Consider the following 17,061-nt stretch of genomic DNA (forward strand, 5'->3'; position numbering starts at 1 on the left):
CCCGCCGCCGTGCGAGACCCGCCGCCGTGCGGGGCTACTCGCCCAGAGCGCTCCAGACGGCGCGCGCGTAGGCGAGCCTCATGCCGGCACGCTCCATGTTGTTCTGGCTCGCGCTGCCGAAAGCGGCCTGGGCGGCCGTGAGCCGGCAGCCCCGTTTGGCAGCCTCGTGCATGCGTACCTGCAGCATAGCACTGTGCAGGCCGCGGCTTCTGTGCTGCGGTACTGTCGCGGCCAGGGTGAAGGAGGCGATGTCGCCGTCGATGTGCATCATGCTGACTCCGGCCGGCTCATCGTTAACGTAACCGAGGTACAAATGCCACCCCGGCCGGTTCAGCAGCACGATGTTGTTATCGATAAAATGCTGCTTCGCGCTCACATCCATCCCTGTGCCCACGCAGTGCAGTTCCCCGTAGAGGTCGAACCGGGCGGCCGACGTGATCGGCTCTATCCGGATGTGAGGCGGAAGTACGGGAGCGACAGGTTCCGGAAGGCCGTACATGTAAGCGTGAAAACCTTCCTGATAAAAACCTTGCCGTGCCAGCGCGTAAGTAACGGACTTATCCGTTTTGCCGGGAGTTAGTTCAAATGTGCAGGAGCGGCCGCAGTCCGCGTAAAAATGAAGAATCTTCCCGAGCTCTCCGACATCTTCGGGACCCAGACCTCTGACGGTGTTAAACAAGGGCCAGGGCATTCCCTCCGTGCAAACCGCGCTTGTCTGTCCGAACCGCGCCGTATGAACGCCCATCGGATTGCCTTCACGGCTGCCGATGGCTTCTATGCGTGAAGTCCAGAAAGCGGTTTCCGCCTGTTCCAGACGTTTTGCAAGTTCTGCTGTAAGTACGGGTAATTGTGCCATAATGACCGCCTCCGGTAGTTCGTTAACATGGAATGAAACGTAATAAGGATAAGGCCGAAAAGAATAGCCGAAAAGAAAGCCTCCCGGTTTCCGGCTTGGAAAGGGGAGGCTTGGAAGGTTTTGCTGCGTTCGGTCCGTTCAGCTGATAATTTCGAGGATCTCGTCCACTTCTTTACGGGCCAGCTTGCCCGGACGCTCCTGTGGATGACCGAGGGCGATGACCATATTGACCTGCGCTTCCTGCGGGATCGGGAGAAGCTCGCGGAGCCTGTGCTGGGCAAGGAGGACCGGTCCTGTCATGGGACAAGTCGCCAAGCCGCGCGCATGAGCCGCCAGCATCAGGTTCTGGGCCGCCAGGCAGGAACTTTTGATGCCTTCTTCGTCCCAGACGGAGTTCTCAACAAGTCCGATCGGGTCGAAAATGCGCTCACGGAATTTGGACTCGTAAGGAGTGGCCAGGCAAATGATGAGCACGGGCGCGCCCGAGAACGCGGTCGCATACGGTCCGAAAGACTTGACGAGAAGCCGCCCTTCGCGGGATAAACCGCGTTCTTCGGCATCTGCTGCCCGTTTGTGAAGTTCTTCCCATGTTACGTCTTCGATAGTTTTGATGAGTTCGCCGTTCATCACGGCAATAAATTTCCATGTTTGTGAGTTTGTATCGCTCGGTGCGAATCTGGCGCAGTCAATCAGTTCGCGTACATCCTCCACCGAGACAGGGTCTTGCGTGAATTTCCGGACGCTCCGTCTTTCGAGCACGATGGATTTGAAATCTTCATAGTTCATGCGTACAGTCCCTACTTTCCGCTGGTTCCTGGATACTGTCCTTAAGACTTGGTACTAATATCTTCTCCTAATTATAGTCCAAATCCGGCAGTTTGCATAGGGAAAGCCGATGATGGACAGGCAGTCCGTTCCGCCCCCGATTGTTATTGCAGGACGACGGTGTCTCCTTCGTTCAAGCCGCTGACCACTTCGGTTTTGTCGGCGGTTTCCATACCGATGGCAATTTCTTTGCGCTCCACGCCGCCCGGAGTTTCAAGCATAACGAAATGCTTGTCCTTATCACGCTGTACGGCAAGGGTGGGAACGACAAGAGCGTCGGCCTTGCGGGCCGTTTCAATGGTTCCCGTCAAACTGAGGCCCGCGATAAGCCTGTCGTTAGGCTCCAGAGACACGGTGACTTCAAACTGGGCTGTCGCCGAGGCGGCGGCTTCCGTTCCCGATTTGGCGAATTTGGACACTTGCTTGACTTTGCCTTTCAGCGGAACGTCGGGGAGAGCGTCGATCTTGACCACAACGGGCATATCCGGCTTAATTTGGAAAACATCGAATTCTCCCACATAGCAGAGCAGCTCCAGCTTGGACAAATCGACAATTTTGCCGATCCGGTTATTGGCTTGAAGTGCCTGCGGAATTTTAGAAGAATCCTCGAAAAGGAAAATGCCGCTCTCCGGTGCTTTGAAATTCGCTTTGGCAAGCATTTTCTGTTTTTCACTCAATTGGCTCTGGGCTGTCTCGCGGTTCATGGTATTAAGCTGTGCCTGGATTTTGGCGCTTTCGGCATCGACATAGCGTTTCTTGGCGTCCGCTTCCGACATGCCGCCCGATTCGCCGGAACCTGCGGGAGCATCGGAGGAGCGTTCCTGGAATTTGGCAAGCTGCGCTTCCAGGTCTTGTTTTTTCAGGTTGGCCTGCATCTGAACGATTTCGGCGTCGATTGCGGCACTGTCGAGAACGAAAAGAGAGTCGCCCTTTTTGACCTGGGCGCCGTCGGTTACATTCCACTTCACGATATCCCCGCTAAACGGGGCGTGTACCCAGGTTTCTTTTTCATAAGACGATTTGCCTTTCACTTCAATAGAGCCGACCAGCTCTTCGCGGGTGACCTTGAAAGACAGGGGATTGTTCATTGCCATATCGGCGGGATTGGGACCTGTTTGAGGATGGCTTTTTATGTATAAGAACGCGCTGATTCCTATGACGACAACCGCCGCCGCCACTGCCCATACTTTTTTCTTCATCGTTACGGTTTCCACTCCTATTCGCGTTTGATTGCCGTAAGGGCGTCGGTTTTGGACGCTTTGACTGCTGGATAAATTCCCGAGAGAACCCCGGTCATGATCGCAAAGAATAGACCGACGGGAATAATCCACGTGGAGATGAACAAGATCTGGGTGTCGTCGCCCGCAGAATTTTTGCCCATCATGAAGGTGAGGGCGTTAATGCCCCAGACGACCCAGTAGGACAGCATAATGCCGAGAATTCCGCCCAGCAGCCCGAGAAGTGCCGACTCTACGATGAACATATTCCGGATCTGCCTCAGGTTTGCTCCAAGCACCTTCATGATGCCGATCTGCCGTCGTCTCTGGTACGTGGACATCGTCATGGCGACCACAATGGAAATGGAGGCGATAAACAGGACGAACAGCCCGACGCCGAGAAAGACGACCCGGATGATCACAAATTCTCCCTGCATTCTTTCTTCCTGGTGAAGATTGTTCTGGGTATTCAGCCGGAGCTTCTGAATCTGTTTGTCGACGGTTTCTATCTGGCTCGAATTCTCGACTTTGACCAGAACCTCCGAGTAAGATTCGCCTGAGCCCATCCGTTTCGCGGTCTCGCTGTCCGGCGGAGCGGAAGCTTTGACGGCTTCCCGGATTTGTTTGGCTAAAGCGTGGGATATGTATCCTTTTTTGTCATACATCACCATGTTGTTGGGCACACTTTCCCCTTTTTTCAGGACACCGGCGACCCGCACGGGGATTTGTGCCTGAGCTTTGCCCGCCGAAGCGCTAGGGTGTTCCATGGTGAGCGTAATTTTCTTCTGGTAAAGGGATGTCGGAATTTTATCGAATTCCCGGAACGTTTCCCAGACCGACGGGTCGTTCTGATTCGCCCGCATTTGACGCTCCCGGTTTTTCATGGTTTCTTCGTCGAGAAGCCCCATGGTGGCGCCGGGGCTCAAAATAATCGTGTTTTCGATTTCGGAGGGGCCGCCCTGCTGGAACTCGTGCCCGAACTTTTCGAGCGTATCCAGGTCTGTGGCGACCAGCTCGAAACTGCCGATTTTGCCGTCGTCGAGTTTAAAGAAGAAGTGGCCGACCTGTTGAAAGCTGGCGACGGCTTTGACGTGCGGCAGCGTCCGGATCAGATCGAGCTTCTGATTTGTAATGGAACCGGCTGCGGATCCGGATTTGTCCGGAGTGGAGTCCCCTGACCCCTGTTCCTGACTCTGATCGTTCCTGATCGTAATCTCATCGGTCTTCAGGTACGCTTTCATCTGCTGCTCGCTGTAGTGGGAAGCGGATTCCCCTACGGCCAGGGCGACGACGATAGCGGCGGAACCGATGGAAATTCCGAGCGCACACAGAGCGGTGACGACCTTCCGCCGTTTGAGCTGGTCCCAGCCGAGCCCCATGTAATCGCGTATCTTCATGGCCGCTCACCTCCGGCCGGCTCTGAACGGAAAGCGGTGCCCTCTGCGAGCGCCGAAGGAACTTCACCGGCCAGTGCCGCCGCCGTTTCTTCTTCGGCGTGCAGATAATCGCTGTCTTCGGCGAGCCGGCCGTCTTTCAGCTGAATGACCCGCTGCGTTCTGGCCGCCACTTCGCGTTCATGCGTGACGATGATAAACGTAAGCTGAAGCGTGCGGTTCAATTCGAGCAGCAGGTCGATGATCTCCTTCTCGGTCTTGGTGTCCAGGTTTCCCGTAGGCTCGTCCGCAAAGACGACGGGAGGACGGGTGATCAGCGAACGCGCGATCGAGACGCGCTGCTGCTGTCCGCCGGACAGCTGGGAGGGGAAGAGCTCCGTCTTCTCCGCCAGTCCGACCTGCGTGAGCAGACTCATGGCGCGCTCGCGCCGTTCGCCGGGCTTGACGCTTTGAAAGACGAGCGGAAGCTCGACGTTCTCCCGCACGGTCAAATGCGAGATGAGCTCATAGGATTGAAAAATAAATCCGATATGATGGCGCCGGAATTCGGCGAGCTTGTTTTCGCTCATGCGCTCGATCGGCTGTCCGGCGATGAGAATGCTGCCCTCCGTCGGCTTCATAAGTCCCGCCATCAGGTTGAGCAGCGTGGATTTACCGGAGCCGGAGCTTCCGAGCAGGGCTACGATTTCTCCTTTGTTCACGGTAAAATGGATGTCTTTCAACACCTGGGACTGTTCCGTACCGCTTTGAAAGGTATGCGAAAGCCCGCTTACCTCAAGCATGCGAATCCTCCTTTTTCGTTGAAATAGCAGTTAATCTGGCTTCCAGCGCGTTCAGACGGGCATGGAATACGAGGAAACCGGCCGCAGCCGCAACGGCAAGCCCCGATCCTATTCCGTAGAGGACCGTGCTTCCGTAATCCGCATAGATCAGGCCGCCGAATCTTCCGCTGATGATCCCCGCAAGGCCGGACCATGTAACGGCGAAAATAGCCTGGCCGGAAGCTCTGTACTCATCCGGGATGATCTGGGCGAGATAGCGCAGCGCCGTGACGAAGAAAATGCCGAAGGTCACGCTGTGCATAGCCTGTGCGAGCAGAACCCAGCCGGTATGATCCGACAGGCTGACGATCAGGAAGCGGATGGCGTACATAAACCCGGCAATGGCCAGAAGCGGCAGCTCTTTGTAGCGGTTCCCGTATTTGCCCAGCAGAAAAAACACCGGAATTTCGCTTAGCGACGAAATCATCATCGCCGTACCGACCGTCATGTCCGAGGCCCCCAGCTCGCGCAGATGCAGAGCCAGAAAGCCGTCATTGATCCGATGCGAAATCGACATGATAAGGACGAGCAGGAGGAAGATCAGCAGCCGGGGCGAACCGATCACTTTTCCCATGCCCTTAAAGTCCATCTTGCTGTAAGCAACCCGTGTATCGACCAGGCCGAAGGTGAAAATCAGCCCGATGACAATAACCGCTATACTAATAGACGAAGTAAGGCCGATATTAGTTTCTTTTATAAGGAGCCCGAAAAAAAGCGCCGAGAAAGCGAAGCCGATGGAGCCGAATATCCGGAAGGAGGAATAGCTCTTTCCCGTCTGGCTGGCGTGCAGCAGAAGCTGGCTGTCATTCAGGGATTGGGCGGGCTGCTGGAAGAAGTAAAACCCGGCCATCAGGGCGTAAAGAACGGTAAAGGAATCGGTCCCGAACATGGAGACGACGAAAACAAGCTGACCCACGTACAGGGTGATCATAATCGGCTTGATTTTTTGCAGCCGGTCGCTCGCGAATCCCCAGACGAGGTTGGCTAAGATGCTGACCATCGGTCCGATGGAGTACAGCAGTCCGATCTCGGCTTTGGAATAGCCCCGCGAATCGAAATAGAGCGGGAAGAACGAGGCGATAATGGCCATCATCATATAATAGGAAAAAGTAAATCCGCGAAGGACGAAATCATTTTGTTTTTTCAAGGCATCCACCTGTCTTCGTTGTTCTGTAAAAAACAGAGGACGCCTTGGGGGCGTCCCGTATTCTTTCCATCCAGTATACGGACGCAGGAGGCGGAGGCGCAATTGAGCATTCGACCGCTAACGGCAGTGGCGGGGAGAATAGGGGGGGCTGCTCATGCAGGTTGCTCTTATATGAACAAATCCGGTGCGATATCCCGGAAGAAGGCGTTAAGAACCGCATGATAGGCGGAAGGACACATTCAGCCTGCCGGAACCATGACAAAAGTCATATCCGGTATAATCGGGTTGGAGTAGGATGCGGGTAACGGCAGGGGGCAAATTACCGGTAACTTGTAGTGGAAAGGTCACGGCGCCTCGTGATACATTAGAACATAAGATTGTTAGACAACGCGCCGGATTAAGCTGAAGGGGGTGCCTTGTGACCTGCCGTTTTATTTTTGACGAGCGATTGGGAATAGCGGTCCCCGAGTTCGACAAGGAGTGGGAAGAGTATTCTCTGGAGGAAAGAGAAACGATTCTGCTTGAGTGGGAACAAATACGCGGAACGATTCCGGACCGGATCAAGCAGCTTGAAGGGCAGATTATCGCCAAACAGAACAAGCTGAACATCGAGGACGATTTTCCGGCCTCCTGTACGCTCAATTCGCAGATTGCCGATCTGGCCAGCGCCATCAACGACCTGCATCTCTGGTTCCGGACGAATCAGGAAGTGGATAGCAAGATACACGGTTAACGGGCAGAAGTTCCTTCCGGTGATTTTCTCTCTGCTCGGATAACCGCGGAATCTTGCTGCGTCACGACTGCGGGAGGAGACAAGGTGTAAAAGCTCCGCAATTCTGGTAAGATAGAAAGAAAAATTGAGATTGGATCTGAAGCGCCAGGTCTGAGCCGCAGGAAGGAGTGCTCGAGGTGCCAACAGAAAATGAGAAACCGTCTTGGATCAGACTGATCGCCAAGCCTCTGCTCGGAAGACAGCCTTCGCTGTACCCGATCGAAGAATGGGATTCGCTGATCGATGTCCGGATCGATAAACTTCAGGTTTCCGCATTATGCGGAGACAATCCAGATAATGAACCTTATGCACTGGCGCTAAAATCGGGACTCTATTTGTTTAATGAGAGTCTTGACAACAGTCATGAAATTTCCCAGTCCATTACAAATGAAACCGGAAGCTATTGGCACGGGCTGATGCACCGGATGGAAGGCGACTACAGCAATGCGAAGTATTGGCTGCAGGACGCGGGCAACCATCCGATTCATACCGACCTGGTCAACGAGGTCCGGTCCTTTCTGGACCGCCAGCCGGGGCTGCGGGCGATAGAGCATGAAGCGATGAAAGCGAAGATTGACGTTCTTGTTACTTCTCCGGAGTGGAATTCCTCCGTATTTGCGGATGCTGTCGAGCTTCAGGTAACCTTGCTGCAAAATCCGGATATCGAAGCCTGGCTCACCCATATCCAATACCTGGAATTCAAACTGCTGCTTGCTTACTGCTATCGCCAGTGTTATGGAGGAGAACTCGTTGAACTTGCCGAATAAACCATCTTTAAACGTTCCCCGGGGGCCTTTGGCTCTGATGTACCGGGTGTACAAATATGTTCTTCCGGGCGTTAAACGGGAATTGGAGGGCTGGCGCCGCGAAGCGGAGCGGATTCCGGACGAGGAACTGCGGACGCAGGCGATTGCCAGCATGACATCCAAACAGTTTCACTGCCAGGGCGGCGCCATTTATGCGGTAATCAACTTGCCGATGAGGCAGGTGCTCATTTCACTGATTGTCGCGTTCCAGACCATCAGCGATTATCTGGATAACCTGTGCGACCGCAGCACTTCGCTGGACCCGCAGGATTTCCGGATGCTGCATCAATCCATGCTGGACGCGGTTGACCCGGCGGCTCCCCTTCACGATTATTACGCCTATCGCCTTGAGAAAGAAGACAACGGCTATCTGGTCAAACTCGTGCAGACCTGCCAGCAAAGGATCGCCGAGCTTCCTTCCTACGGGCTGGCGGCCGATGCGGTCCGTTCGCTCGTGGGACTTTATTGCGATTTGCAGGTATACAAGCACATCCGCCCCGAATTACGAGAACAAGCTCTGCTGGACTGGTGGTCCGGACACAGTGCAAACTACCCGGATTTGACGTGGAACGAGTTTTCGGCGGCCACCGGATCGACGCTCGGCATGTTTATGCTGTTCGCGGCGGCTTCCGACCGCAATCTGGACCGGCAGCGGGTGGATGGGATTAAAAGCGCCTATTTTCCTTATGTATGCGGACTTCATATTCTGCTTGATTATCTCATCGACCAAGAAGAAGACCGTGTCGGCGGAGATTTGAATTTCTGCTTCTATTACGGGGATATGGATGAAACGATTCGGCGGATCGCTTATGTGGCCGAACAGGCCAAGGAAGGCACTTCGAAGCTGGAAGACGCCGCGTTCCACCGGATGGTTATCGAAGGGCTGCTTGCCCTTTATTTGTCCGACCCCAAAGTGAAAGACCAGCCGGTCGTCCGGCAAATTTCCCGGAATTTGATGAAAGACAGTTCGATCAGCCGATTGTTTTTCTGGATAAACAGCCTTGTGATCCGCAAAACGTCCTGATCTCTCATTATATTGCTCATAGATAAGCAAGGAGGAACTTTAATGACAGCAGTTAAATCCATCGCAGTTCTTACAAGCGGCGGCGACTCCCAAGGGATGAACGCAGCCGTACGCGCCGTCGTGCGCAGCGCCCTTTATCACGGTGTGAAGGTATTCGGGGTCCAGCGCGGCTACCAGGGGCTGATTAAGAACGATATAACGGAAATGGACCTCAGAAGCGTAGGAGACATTATCCAGCGCGGAGGAACGATCCTGCAGACGGCCCGTTCCAAAGAATTCATGACGGCGGAAGGCCAGCAGCTCGGGGCGGAAAATCTCCGCAAGAGAGGCATCGACGGTCTTATCGTTATCGGCGGAGACGGTTCTTATCAAGGGGCGAACAAGCTGAGCAAGCTCGGAATCAAAACAATGGGGCTTCCGGGAACCATCGACAATGACATTGCGTTCACCGACTTCACCATCGGGTTCGACACGGCTGTAAGCATCGTCGTAGACGCGATTAACAAGCTCCGCGATACGATGACTTCGCATGAGCGCTCTTCGGTAGTCGAAGTTATGGGCCGCCACTGCGGCGAAATCGCCCTGTACGCGGGCCTGGCGAGCGGCGCCGAGACCATCCTCGTGCCCGAAGTGCCCCACGACTGCCAGGAAATCGCGAAGCGGATGAGCGACAACTTCGCCCACGGCAAGCGTCACAGCATTATTCTCGTTGCGGAAGGCGCAGGCAAAGGTGACGATATCGCCCGCCAGATCATGGAGCATAACGGCATTGATGCCCGCGTGACCGTCCTCGGTCACATTCAGCGCGGCGGAACGCCGACCCATACGGACCGCATTCTGGCAAGCCGCCTCGGAGATTTCGCCGTACGCAGACTTATCGAAGGCGATTCCGGCAAATCCTGCGGCGTAATCAAGGGCGAGCTCGTTGCGACGGATATCGATCTTGTCGTGAACACGAAACGCCCGTTCAACATGGAGCTTTACAACCTTGCGCTCCGCTTGTCGCAGTAATCCGACGATGCGGATGACCCGCATGCCGGGACGTCCCATTATACAAAAGCCTTCCTTCTCCAGCGCCCTGAGGGGCATATGGGAAGGAAGGCTTTTTGTGATGCATGGCCGCGTAAAGTCCGGCCTGTCCGGGAAGATCCGGCGCTGAGCGGCTTATCAATAGCCGTGGCCGGGATCGATCCGGTTGATCAGCGGCTTATTTTCGATAAAAAGTCGGATGTTCGGAAATAAGATTTCCGCACAGCGCTCCACATATTTCGGCGTATTTCCCGCAATATGAGGCGTAACGGCAACCTGCTCCATCTCCCAGAGCGGGGAATCCACGGGAAGCGGCTCTTCCTGGAATACGTCCAGCGCGGCGCCGGCAAGAGTTCCCTGCCGCAGCGCTTCGATCAGAGCCGTTTCGTCGATTACGCTGCCGCGGGCCATATTGACGAGAAACGCCGACGGCTTCATGAGGGCCAGTTCCCCGGCCCCGATCAGGTTTTCCGTCTCGGAGGTAGCGGGAACGATGACAACGACGAAATCGGATTCACGGAGGAGAGACTGAAGCCCGCCCGTTCCTTTTCTCACTTCATCGAAATGGTCCTTGTCCCGGCCGGAGCGGCTGTAGCCGATAACCTTCATGTCGAAAGCTTTCGCCTTGCGGGCAACCTCGGAACCGATCGCTCCCGTGCCGATAATACCCAGCGTCTGGCCGTGAAGCTCACCGGTACGAATCCGGTGGTTCCACTCCTTGTGCTTCTGGTTTTCCAGCAGTGTGTGCGTACGGCGGACGAAATCGAGCATGACCGACAGCGCATATTCGCTCATTTGGATGGAGTGGACACCGCTCATGTTGGTGACCTGGATGCCTTTCGCTTCCAGCTTCTGAAGGGGCAGCTTGTCGACACCGGCCGAGAGGGTTTGGAACCAGCGCAGCTTGGGCATCTGAGGGAGCCAGTCGTCTTGAAACGCTCCGGAAGTGAGGAGAATGTCCGTGGAAGCGAGCCTGTCGCCCGCTTCTTCGGCAGTCGGAAACTGCTTCAGAGAGACGGTATTCTTCAAATCTTCAGGAAGATGCTCCTGCAAATACGTCAAATCCATTTTCGTTAAGGCCGTTATGTTCAGCATTGGCGGTCAGCTCCTTTTCTTTATTTTAAACAAAAAAGATGGAGAAGAAAACCGGAGAGAGCCCCGAAGCGAACCGGGGACCATCTAGGCAAATCCTTGACAATTTGGTAACATAAAGGGAATCTTGCAGAGATACCGAGTTAATCGGTGGGAGAAGGAGGGTATGAAGATGTTCCTTTACAAAGTAGAACTTGAGCTTAAAGAGAGCCTGGCGTATCTGATTGTTGCGGCCGAAACGGACGCCAAGGCGTTCGATGCGGTAGAAGGTCATCTTGTCCGCCATTTCACAGTGGCGCCTGAAGTCGTGCAGACGACGATCATTGAGAAAAAACGGGTTGGAAACGGAGCGGGGTATATAATCGAATCCGCCGTGGAGAGTCCGGTTTAAGAAAAGGGGAAGCGTAAAATGAAAATCGTAATTATTAGCGGCAGCAATCGTGAAGGGGCCAGCACGACGTTATTAAGCGCCTATGTCGGACAAGTATTGACGGAGAAAGGGGCGGAAGTTACCCTGGTCGACCTGTACAAACAGCCTGTCCCGCTCTACAGCCCGGATCCGAGCGTAGTCGAAGACGAGAATCTGGTACATATGAAAAAAGCGGTCATGGAGGCGGACGGCATCGTTCTGGCGACGCCGGAATACCACGGGGCCATGAGCGGCGTGCTGAAAAACGCGCTTGATCACATGGATGCCCAGTACGTGGACGGCAAAGTCGTGCTCTCGATGAGTTCCGCAGGCGGAGCGGTCGGAGTCAGCTCGCTTCAGCAGCTCCAGACGGTTGTGCGCAATCTTCACGGCATTAACTGTCCCGAATGGATTTCTATCGGGGGCGCGGGCCGGGCGTTTAACGAGCAGGGCGAGCCTGAAACGGTCCAAATCCGCGAACGGATTCTTAGGACGGTCACTTACTTCCTGTCCATGACGGAGACTTTCCGTAAATCTGTTTAAGATCGAAAGGAGAGTCAGACACCGGATGGAAAATAGGATTTTGGGCCGGACCGGCCTGCAGGTAAGCACGCTGGGATTCGGAGGCGCGGAAATCGGGTTCCAGGGCATTGATCTGAGCACGGTCGAGAAGCTGCTGGGCGACGCGCTGGACGCGGGCCTTACCGTTATCGATACCGGAGAGTGCTACAAAGATTCCGAGGAATTGATCGGAAAAGCCGTCTCACACAGGCGCTCCGAATTCAGCCTGTTTACAAAAATCGGCCACGGGTCCGGTTTTCAAGAAAACGACTGGGATTTGAAGATGCTTGAAAAAAGCATCGACCGCAGTCTGAAGCGGCTGAACACCGACTATGTGGACCTGCTGCAGCTGCACAGCTGCCCGGAGGAAATTTTGCGCCGGGGTGAAGTGATCGAGCTTCTTGGTAAATTCAAGCAGCAGGGGAAGACGCGCTTTATCGGCTGCAGCGGAGACGGGCAGGCCGCTCTCTATGCCGTCCGGACAGGGTTGTTCGACACGCTGCAGACGTCGCTAAGCATAGCGGATCAGGAGGCGATCGAGCTGACGATTCCCGAAGCCCGGCAGCGGGAGATGGGCGTTATCGCGAAGCGGCCTCTTGCTAACGCCGCCTGGCGGACGGGGGAGAAGCCTGCCGACAGCTATCACCACGAGTACTGGGAGCGCCTCAAGCAGCTGCGGTATCATTTTCTGAATGAAGCCGTACCCGAAGCCGTCGCTTATGCGCTCCGGTTCACCCTCTCCGTACCCGGTGTCCATACGGCCATAGTGGGAACTACGCGTCCGGGACGCTGGGAAGAGAATGCGGCATTCCTCTCCAAGGGGCCGCTTCCGATCGAAGCGATCGCCGAAATCAGGGGCCGCTGGCAGCAGGCATCCAAGGGAAACTGGCCCGGCTTGCGCTGAACAGCGCGGGAACGCTTCATCGGGAGTTACAATCAGCATAAGCTTTCCGCAAAACAGACCGGCAAGAGAACTCTCTCGCCGGTCTGCTTTTTGTTTTACAATTCAAGTTCAAATAAAAAAGACCCTGCATGCGTTCACGCGGAGTCTTCTGTGTATAAAGTGGGTGTATACAATTATTTCCGCGCTTCTTCTTCGACGGAAGAATTAGTGTTGACTTCTTTACGCGCCGGAGCCGCTTGGTTCGGTTCGTCGGAAACGAGACCGTTAGTCGCGTCCTTGAACTCTCTGAACATACGTCCGAAGCCGCGTCCCAGTTCAGGCAGTTTGCTTGGTCCGAAAAGCAGTAAGGCAACTAGAACAACGAGCAGTAAATGCCATGGAGAGAAAAAATTCATTACATGCACCTCCAATTCGATGCCGGCATGCAACCAGGCTATTCAATCGTGCCCTTATCATATCATGTAATGGGACACCAATCCAGTTCATTTGCTACTTTTTTGTGAATATATATAAAAAAACACCCCCCTTATTGAAGGAGGGTGTTTTTGCGGTTCTCGTTTATGCTAAACTGTACAATTTCAATCACATCTTCTTGGTCCAGGGACTGAAGTCCGTTCACGAGGACGATTTCGGAATTGAGTTCCGTACGCGTTAAAAACGTATAAAGCTCCGGGGTGTAAGTCTTCACGATATGAGACAGTTTTACGGTTTCCATTTCCATCATCCTTCCTATCCGGATTTGATGAGAAAGCTAAGCGGAAATATACTCGTAAACCGAAATGAAGCCAAGCTGAAGCCTTCTTTCATTATACCATAAAGAACCGCGGGTTGCATGGGCACATCTTGGATAGCTGCGGATAAGTCCGGCGCTATTGACGGCGGAATTCGCCGAGGACACCGACCGTTTCGACCACGTTCACGAACGCTTTAGGATCGGTTTCTTTGATAATTTTCTGCAGGCCGACGAGTTCGTAACGCGTCGTCACCGTCATCAGGAGGCTCTGTTCCTGATTCGTATAAGCCCCTTCGGTACGGATGACGGTCACCCCGCGCGGAATTACGAGAAGCTTCTCCAGAAGCGCATCCCTCTGCTTCGTCACGATAAAGGCGGTCACTTTTATATGACGGATATGAATCGTATCGATTACCTTGCCGGCAATATAAATGGACAGCATCGAGAAGAGAGCGAGGTCCCAGTTGTTTTTAGCGTACCCGAGCATAAAAATAACGCCGCCGTTCAAAGCGAACAGCATCTGGCCGAGAGGGAAGTCGCGCTTGCGCGTCAGAATGGAGCCCACGATATCGAACCCGCCCGTGGAGCCGCCCGCCCGCATCGTGATCCCGGCACCGATTCCAACAAGCACGCCGCCGAATACGGCCCCGAGAATCGGCTCCTGCACCAGCCCGCGGACCGGAATCAGCTGCATGAACCAGGTCGTGGCGATAACGGACGCGAGGCTGAGCACAATGAACCGGCGCCCGATGATGATGAGTCCCCAGATGATCAAGGGCAGATTCAGAACGAAATATAAAATGGAAATATCCATGTTCGTCAAATATCCGATAACCATCGCAATACCGGATACTCCGCCGCTCAGGAGTTCGTGCGGAATAAGAAACATGTTAAAGCCGAACGCGACAAGCGCCGCGCCGAGTAGTACAACCGCGATGGAAATCCCTTTTTTGTCCACACGATCACCTCAAGAAGTAGTATGCAGATTAAAAGTACCACTCATCCGGGATAAACATCAAGAGGAATTGACCGGAGGTTAATAAAAAAACGGACCTTTTCGAAAATAAACCTGTAATTGCACCCCTCAGGTTACTTTCAGCCGGTCCGTTTGTGCAGTTAAGAGTAATTGTGCGAGTTCTGGACGGTGCCGTCTTTCTTGTGGATAACGGCTCTCGTGTTGGCATCGGAAGCAAGCTTGTCGGCTTTTTTGACCGCGTCGCTTTTCGTGTCCGCTTCATAACGAGGTTTGTCTTCACCCTCGGCTTTAACGGCCCAGCCGTCACCGTCGGGCACGACATGGAGCGGCGAGGAGTGAGAGGAAGAAGCCCGTCCTTCCGTACCGCTTTCGCCGCCGCTCCGGTGGTCGGGATGATTGTCTTCCCATTCCTCCGCTTTCGCGGTAGCAATCGCGATGGCGCGGCCTTCCTCGTATCCGTCGCCGAGCAGGGCGTTGGCGATTTCAACGGCTTTCTTGCGCACCCGCTCGGGCAAGTTTTTCATTGAGGGCGGATAGTCGTTTTTGGTCCAAGGCATGATCGTTCCTCCTTCCGGTATGCTTCTATAGCATGCTCGCTGTTCTCTTACCCGAATGGCGGAAGGATTAACCAGAAGGTTTGCACCAGTGCGAAGCTCCCAGCGCGGTGCTCGTCTTCACATAAACGGCGGTCAACCACTCCCATGCAAAAAAAGCCGTGCGGCTGTCCAGCGGACAGCCGCACGGCTTGCTTTTTCCCGGACTAGCGCCCGAAAAGGCTGGCTTCGGATGCATGGAATCGTGCCGCGGCCGTCTTACCGCCGCCTCTTGAAAGATCCGGACCGCCCGCTGGTTCCGGGTCTTGTCCCGATTCCGCGCTTGATGCGTCCGGGCTTCGTGATCTCGCCGCGGCGGTCGCCGGCTCCCGTTCCGGCTCCGATCCCGCCGGTCGTACCGGACGGGCTGCCAGGAGTGCGGAACGACCCTTCGCGGTCCGACGTTACGGGCGGTTTGGTCGTGCCCGTACCGGTGCCGGTGCCGGGGGAATATCCGCCGGGTGTCCCCCGGTAGGTCGGGGTGGAGCGGTAGCCGCGGTAATCGCTGATTCCGCGGCTGTTGAAAAATCCGCCGCCAAGAACGGATTGGAGCATGGCAACGGTCAGGAAGGTTTGCAGGAAGGAGGGCGAGTAATGCTCCCTGGCATATTGGATGGTATCCACCTGCACCAGGGTATTCGCCGGGTTTTGCTCGTCCCGCTGCAGGTTGATGACCTTGTCGGGATAGAGCAAAAACATCTGATCCTGCGATTCCTTGCTGATCTCGCGCGGCTTCTCCCGGTCGGCGAGTTCCTTGGCCACTGCGGGTACGTCCTTATTCTCCGCGGTGTATACTTTCGATAAATTGCTGCCCGATCCGTCGGCGCTGGTCAGATTATATTCCTGCCGGACGAAATCGCTGGCGTTGGGGGCGCAGCCCGCGAGCAGAACAAATACTAGCAGGCAGGAAATCCATGATGTCCATTTGTTCAAGCGGAAGGCACCTCCTGAAGGCTGAAGGGGGATCAAAAAAACAGAAGCCTCCGTTTAACTGGAGAAGCCGCACAGGCTGTCTGTGCGGCCGTCTGCAGCCTCAGCGCCGGTTGCCGCCGGAACAACGAACCGAGTTTTCCGCCGCCCGCGGGACGTTAAAGCGTCGCCCGCATAAACTTGACCTGCGAGGCCGGCGTGCGTTCGCCCTGCATGGCGACGAATTTGCCGTCCTGCCATTGCAGGAAGAAATAGCGGTCGTCAGGTCCGAAGTATCTCCAGATCATGACTTCGTCGCCGCTGCGGAAATCGGTGTTGCCTTCCGAACGGGTCACATCGCTGCGGTGATGCTCCAGTTCAAACGTGTCCTCTCCGTCAAGCTCGAGCCGGGAAGGAACGTCGTTCGGATCGTCGAGCGCCCCTTCCATGAAATCGCAGAGGAAGCACTCGTAAGAACGGCCTTTCTCGATGAGCAGGCAGCGGACGTCTTTGCCGCTCTGAAGATAATACGCATAGCGGTGAGGCTCGAAACCCCTGTCGAAATAAATGACTTTCCCGGAAACGACGTACTCCTCGAGATCCACGTTGACGATATCGCCGACGCGGGATTCCTCGAAAGGATTCGCTTGTCTGACCGGTTCCTGCTGCTTGTTGCTGCGGATAATGTTACCTACGCGTTTGAATATAGACATAAAGGGACGCTCCTTACGTTTAATCTGGTGTTCTTCTGTCCATTATATACGATGAAAAGCGATTAAGGTTTCGATGACAGACCCTCTTCCTCCCCGCACATGGGCAAATAGTCACTGGAAAAGCTTGAGTAAAATATGTTATACTAGTCGAGATATTCTTAAGGGCGGCTCTACGAATTAGGATAAGGGCAATTCGGGATAGGGTTTCCGCACGGATGAACGGATGTTAAGGAAGAAAAGTCGTGCTTAAGGGTATATAAAAGAAGAGAAATCTTCATCG

Annotated in this window: 20 protein-coding genes; 7 read left to right on the plus strand and 13 right to left on the minus strand. The window is 54.7% G+C overall.

Going from position 1 to position 17,061, the window contains the following annotated elements; translation table 11 throughout:
• Positions 1-34: 34 nt before the first annotated feature.
• The 6 genes from C4S74_RS22600 to C4S74_RS22625 form a co-directional block, all read right to left on the minus strand.
• Positions 35-856, minus strand: coding sequence for an N-acetyltransferase (locus tag C4S74_RS22600; protein ID WP_103997598.1), 822 nt, complete (start codon positions 854-856; stop codon positions 35-37).
• Between the two features lie 138 nt (positions 857-994).
• The gene (locus C4S74_RS22605) at positions 995-1,642 is read right to left on the minus strand and encodes a nitroreductase family protein (RefSeq protein ID WP_103997599.1); all 648 of its coding nucleotides are present in this window, start codon (positions 1,640-1,642) and stop codon (positions 995-997) included.
• A 143-nt stretch (positions 1,643-1,785) separates the two neighbouring features.
• Complete coding sequence (locus C4S74_RS22610; RefSeq protein WP_103997600.1) at positions 1,786-2,880, minus strand: efflux RND transporter periplasmic adaptor subunit; 1,095 nt, start codon at positions 2,878-2,880, stop codon at positions 1,786-1,788.
• A 17-nt stretch (positions 2,881-2,897) separates the two neighbouring features.
• A complete protein-coding gene (locus C4S74_RS22615) occupies positions 2,898-4,295 on the minus strand; it encodes an ABC transporter permease (protein ID WP_103997601.1) in 1,398 nt (465 codons plus the stop codon).
• Positions 4,292-5,074 carry an ABC transporter ATP-binding protein gene (locus C4S74_RS22620; protein ID WP_103997602.1) on the minus strand — a complete coding sequence of 261 codons (783 nt, stop codon included), beginning with the start codon at positions 5,072-5,074 and terminating at the stop codon, positions 4,292-4,294. Before C4S74_RS22620 ends, C4S74_RS22615 begins: the two co-directional genes overlap by 4 nt.
• Positions 5,067-6,260, minus strand: coding sequence for an MFS transporter (locus C4S74_RS22625; protein ID WP_103997603.1), 1,194 nt, complete (start codon positions 6,258-6,260; stop codon positions 5,067-5,069). Before C4S74_RS22625 ends, C4S74_RS22620 begins: the two co-directional genes overlap by 8 nt.
• Positions 6,261-6,678: 418 nt before the next feature.
• On the opposite strand from C4S74_RS22625, the gene C4S74_RS22630 reads away from it, so the two are divergent.
• From C4S74_RS22630 to pfkA, 4 genes are all read left to right on the plus strand, one after another.
• Complete coding sequence (locus tag C4S74_RS22630) at positions 6,679-6,993, plus strand: hypothetical protein (RefSeq protein ID WP_103997604.1); 315 nt, start codon at positions 6,679-6,681, stop codon at positions 6,991-6,993.
• 176 nt (positions 6,994-7,169) lie between these two features.
• Positions 7,170-7,799, plus strand: coding sequence for a hypothetical protein (locus C4S74_RS22635; protein ID WP_103997682.1), 630 nt, complete (start codon positions 7,170-7,172; stop codon positions 7,797-7,799).
• Between the two features lie 37 nt (positions 7,800-7,836).
• Positions 7,837-8,862: a tetraprenyl-beta-curcumene synthase family protein gene (locus tag C4S74_RS22640; RefSeq protein WP_181024518.1), complete on the plus strand. Its 1,026-nt coding sequence runs from the start codon at positions 7,837-7,839 to the stop codon at positions 8,860-8,862.
• Between the two features lie 42 nt (positions 8,863-8,904).
• A complete protein-coding gene (gene pfkA / locus C4S74_RS22645) occupies positions 8,905-9,873 on the plus strand; it encodes a 6-phosphofructokinase (protein WP_103997605.1) in 969 nt (322 codons plus the stop codon).
• 156 nt (positions 9,874-10,029) lie between these two features.
• Here pfkA and C4S74_RS22650 read toward each other — a convergent pair whose 3' ends face one another.
• Positions 10,030-10,986 carry a D-2-hydroxyacid dehydrogenase gene (locus tag C4S74_RS22650; protein ID WP_103997606.1) on the minus strand — a complete coding sequence of 319 codons (957 nt, stop codon included), beginning with the start codon at positions 10,984-10,986 and terminating at the stop codon, positions 10,030-10,032.
• Positions 10,987-11,155: 169 nt separating this feature from the next.
• Between C4S74_RS22650 and C4S74_RS22655 the strand changes: the two genes are divergently transcribed.
• The 3 genes from C4S74_RS22655 to C4S74_RS22665 are packed head-to-tail and all read left to right on the plus strand — an operon-like array spanning position 11,156 to position 12,857.
• A complete protein-coding gene (locus C4S74_RS22655; RefSeq protein WP_181024513.1) occupies positions 11,156-11,374 on the plus strand; it encodes a DUF3906 family protein in 219 nt (72 codons plus the stop codon).
• Between the two features lie 18 nt (positions 11,375-11,392).
• Complete coding sequence (locus C4S74_RS22660; RefSeq protein ID WP_103997608.1) at positions 11,393-11,935, plus strand: NADPH-dependent FMN reductase; 543 nt, start codon at positions 11,393-11,395, stop codon at positions 11,933-11,935.
• Positions 11,936-11,960: 25 nt separating this feature from the next.
• Positions 11,961-12,857: an aldo/keto reductase gene (locus tag C4S74_RS22665; protein WP_103997609.1), complete on the plus strand. Its 897-nt coding sequence runs from the start codon at positions 11,961-11,963 to the stop codon at positions 12,855-12,857.
• A 173-nt stretch (positions 12,858-13,030) separates the two neighbouring features.
• Here C4S74_RS22665 and tatA read toward each other — a convergent pair whose 3' ends face one another.
• The 6 genes from tatA to C4S74_RS22695 all read right to left on the minus strand — a co-directional run bounded on the left by tatA (position 13,031) and on the right by C4S74_RS22695 (position 16,781).
• On the minus strand, positions 13,031-13,252 hold the full coding sequence (gene tatA / locus C4S74_RS22670; protein ID WP_103997610.1) for a twin-arginine translocase TatA/TatE family subunit: 222 nt from the start codon (positions 13,250-13,252) through the stop codon (positions 13,031-13,033).
• A gap of 131 nt (positions 13,253-13,383) precedes the next feature.
• A complete protein-coding gene (locus C4S74_RS22675; protein ID WP_374755410.1) occupies positions 13,384-13,572 on the minus strand; it encodes a hypothetical protein in 189 nt (62 codons plus the stop codon).
• A gap of 154 nt (positions 13,573-13,726) precedes the next feature.
• Entirely contained in the window at positions 13,727-14,548 is an 822-nt protein-coding gene (locus C4S74_RS22680; RefSeq protein WP_103997612.1) for a YitT family protein, read from the minus strand.
• A 158-nt stretch (positions 14,549-14,706) separates the two neighbouring features.
• Entirely contained in the window at positions 14,707-15,123 is a 417-nt protein-coding gene (locus C4S74_RS22685; protein ID WP_103997613.1) for a DUF2188 domain-containing protein, read from the minus strand.
• 255 nt (positions 15,124-15,378) lie between these two features.
• The gene (locus tag C4S74_RS22690; protein ID WP_103997614.1) at positions 15,379-16,092 is read right to left on the minus strand and encodes a DUF4247 domain-containing protein; all 714 of its coding nucleotides are present in this window, start codon (positions 16,090-16,092) and stop codon (positions 15,379-15,381) included.
• A gap of 155 nt (positions 16,093-16,247) precedes the next feature.
• The gene (locus tag C4S74_RS22695) at positions 16,248-16,781 is read right to left on the minus strand and encodes a DUF4178 domain-containing protein (RefSeq protein WP_103997615.1); all 534 of its coding nucleotides are present in this window, start codon (positions 16,779-16,781) and stop codon (positions 16,248-16,250) included.
• Positions 16,782-17,061: the final 280 nt, after the last annotated feature.

The organism is Paenibacillus sp. UNC499MF (assembly GCF_900107975.1).
GTDB lineage: Bacteria > Bacillota > Bacilli > Paenibacillales > NBRC-103111 > Paenibacillus_F.

Coding starts and splice junctions, on each gene's coding strand:
- C4S74_RS22640 (WP_181024518.1), top strand. CDS start 7,837: ATGTACCGGGTGTACAAATATGTTCTTCCGGGCGTTAAACGGGAATTG.
- C4S74_RS22600 (WP_103997598.1), bottom strand. CDS start 856: ATGGCACAATTACCCGTACTTACAGCAGAACTTGCAAAACGTCTGGAA.
- C4S74_RS22615 (WP_103997601.1), bottom strand. CDS start 4,295: ATGAAGATACGCGATTACATGGGGCTCGGCTGGGACCAGCTCAAACGG.
- C4S74_RS22610 (WP_103997600.1), bottom strand. CDS start 2,880: ATGAAGAAAAAAGTATGGGCAGTGGCGGCGGCGGTTGTCGTCATAGGA.
- C4S74_RS22695 (WP_103997615.1), bottom strand. CDS start 16,781: ATGTCTATATTCAAACGCGTAGGTAACATTATCCGCAGCAACAAGCAG.
- C4S74_RS22605 (WP_103997599.1), bottom strand. CDS start 1,642: ATGAACTATGAAGATTTCAAATCCATCGTGCTCGAAAGACGGAGCGTC.
- C4S74_RS22650 (WP_103997606.1), bottom strand. CDS start 10,986: ATGCTGAACATAACGGCCTTAACGAAAATGGATTTGACGTATTTGCAG.
- pfkA (WP_103997605.1), top strand. CDS start 8,905: ATGACAGCAGTTAAATCCATCGCAGTTCTTACAAGCGGCGGCGACTCC.
- C4S74_RS22675 (WP_374755410.1), bottom strand. CDS start 13,572: ATGGAAACCGTAAAACTGTCTCATATCGTGAAGACTTACACCCCGGAG.
- tatA (WP_103997610.1), bottom strand. CDS start 13,252: ATGAATTTTTTCTCTCCATGGCATTTACTGCTCGTTGTTCTAGTTGCC.
- C4S74_RS22620 (WP_103997602.1), bottom strand. CDS start 5,074: ATGCTTGAGGTAAGCGGGCTTTCGCATACCTTTCAAAGCGGTACGGAA.
- C4S74_RS22655 (WP_181024513.1), top strand. CDS start 11,156: ATGTTCCTTTACAAAGTAGAACTTGAGCTTAAAGAGAGCCTGGCGTAT.
- C4S74_RS22665 (WP_103997609.1), top strand. CDS start 11,961: ATGGAAAATAGGATTTTGGGCCGGACCGGCCTGCAGGTAAGCACGCTG.
- C4S74_RS22685 (WP_103997613.1), bottom strand. CDS start 15,123: ATGCCTTGGACCAAAAACGACTATCCGCCCTCAATGAAAAACTTGCCC.
- C4S74_RS22660 (WP_103997608.1), top strand. CDS start 11,393: ATGAAAATCGTAATTATTAGCGGCAGCAATCGTGAAGGGGCCAGCACG.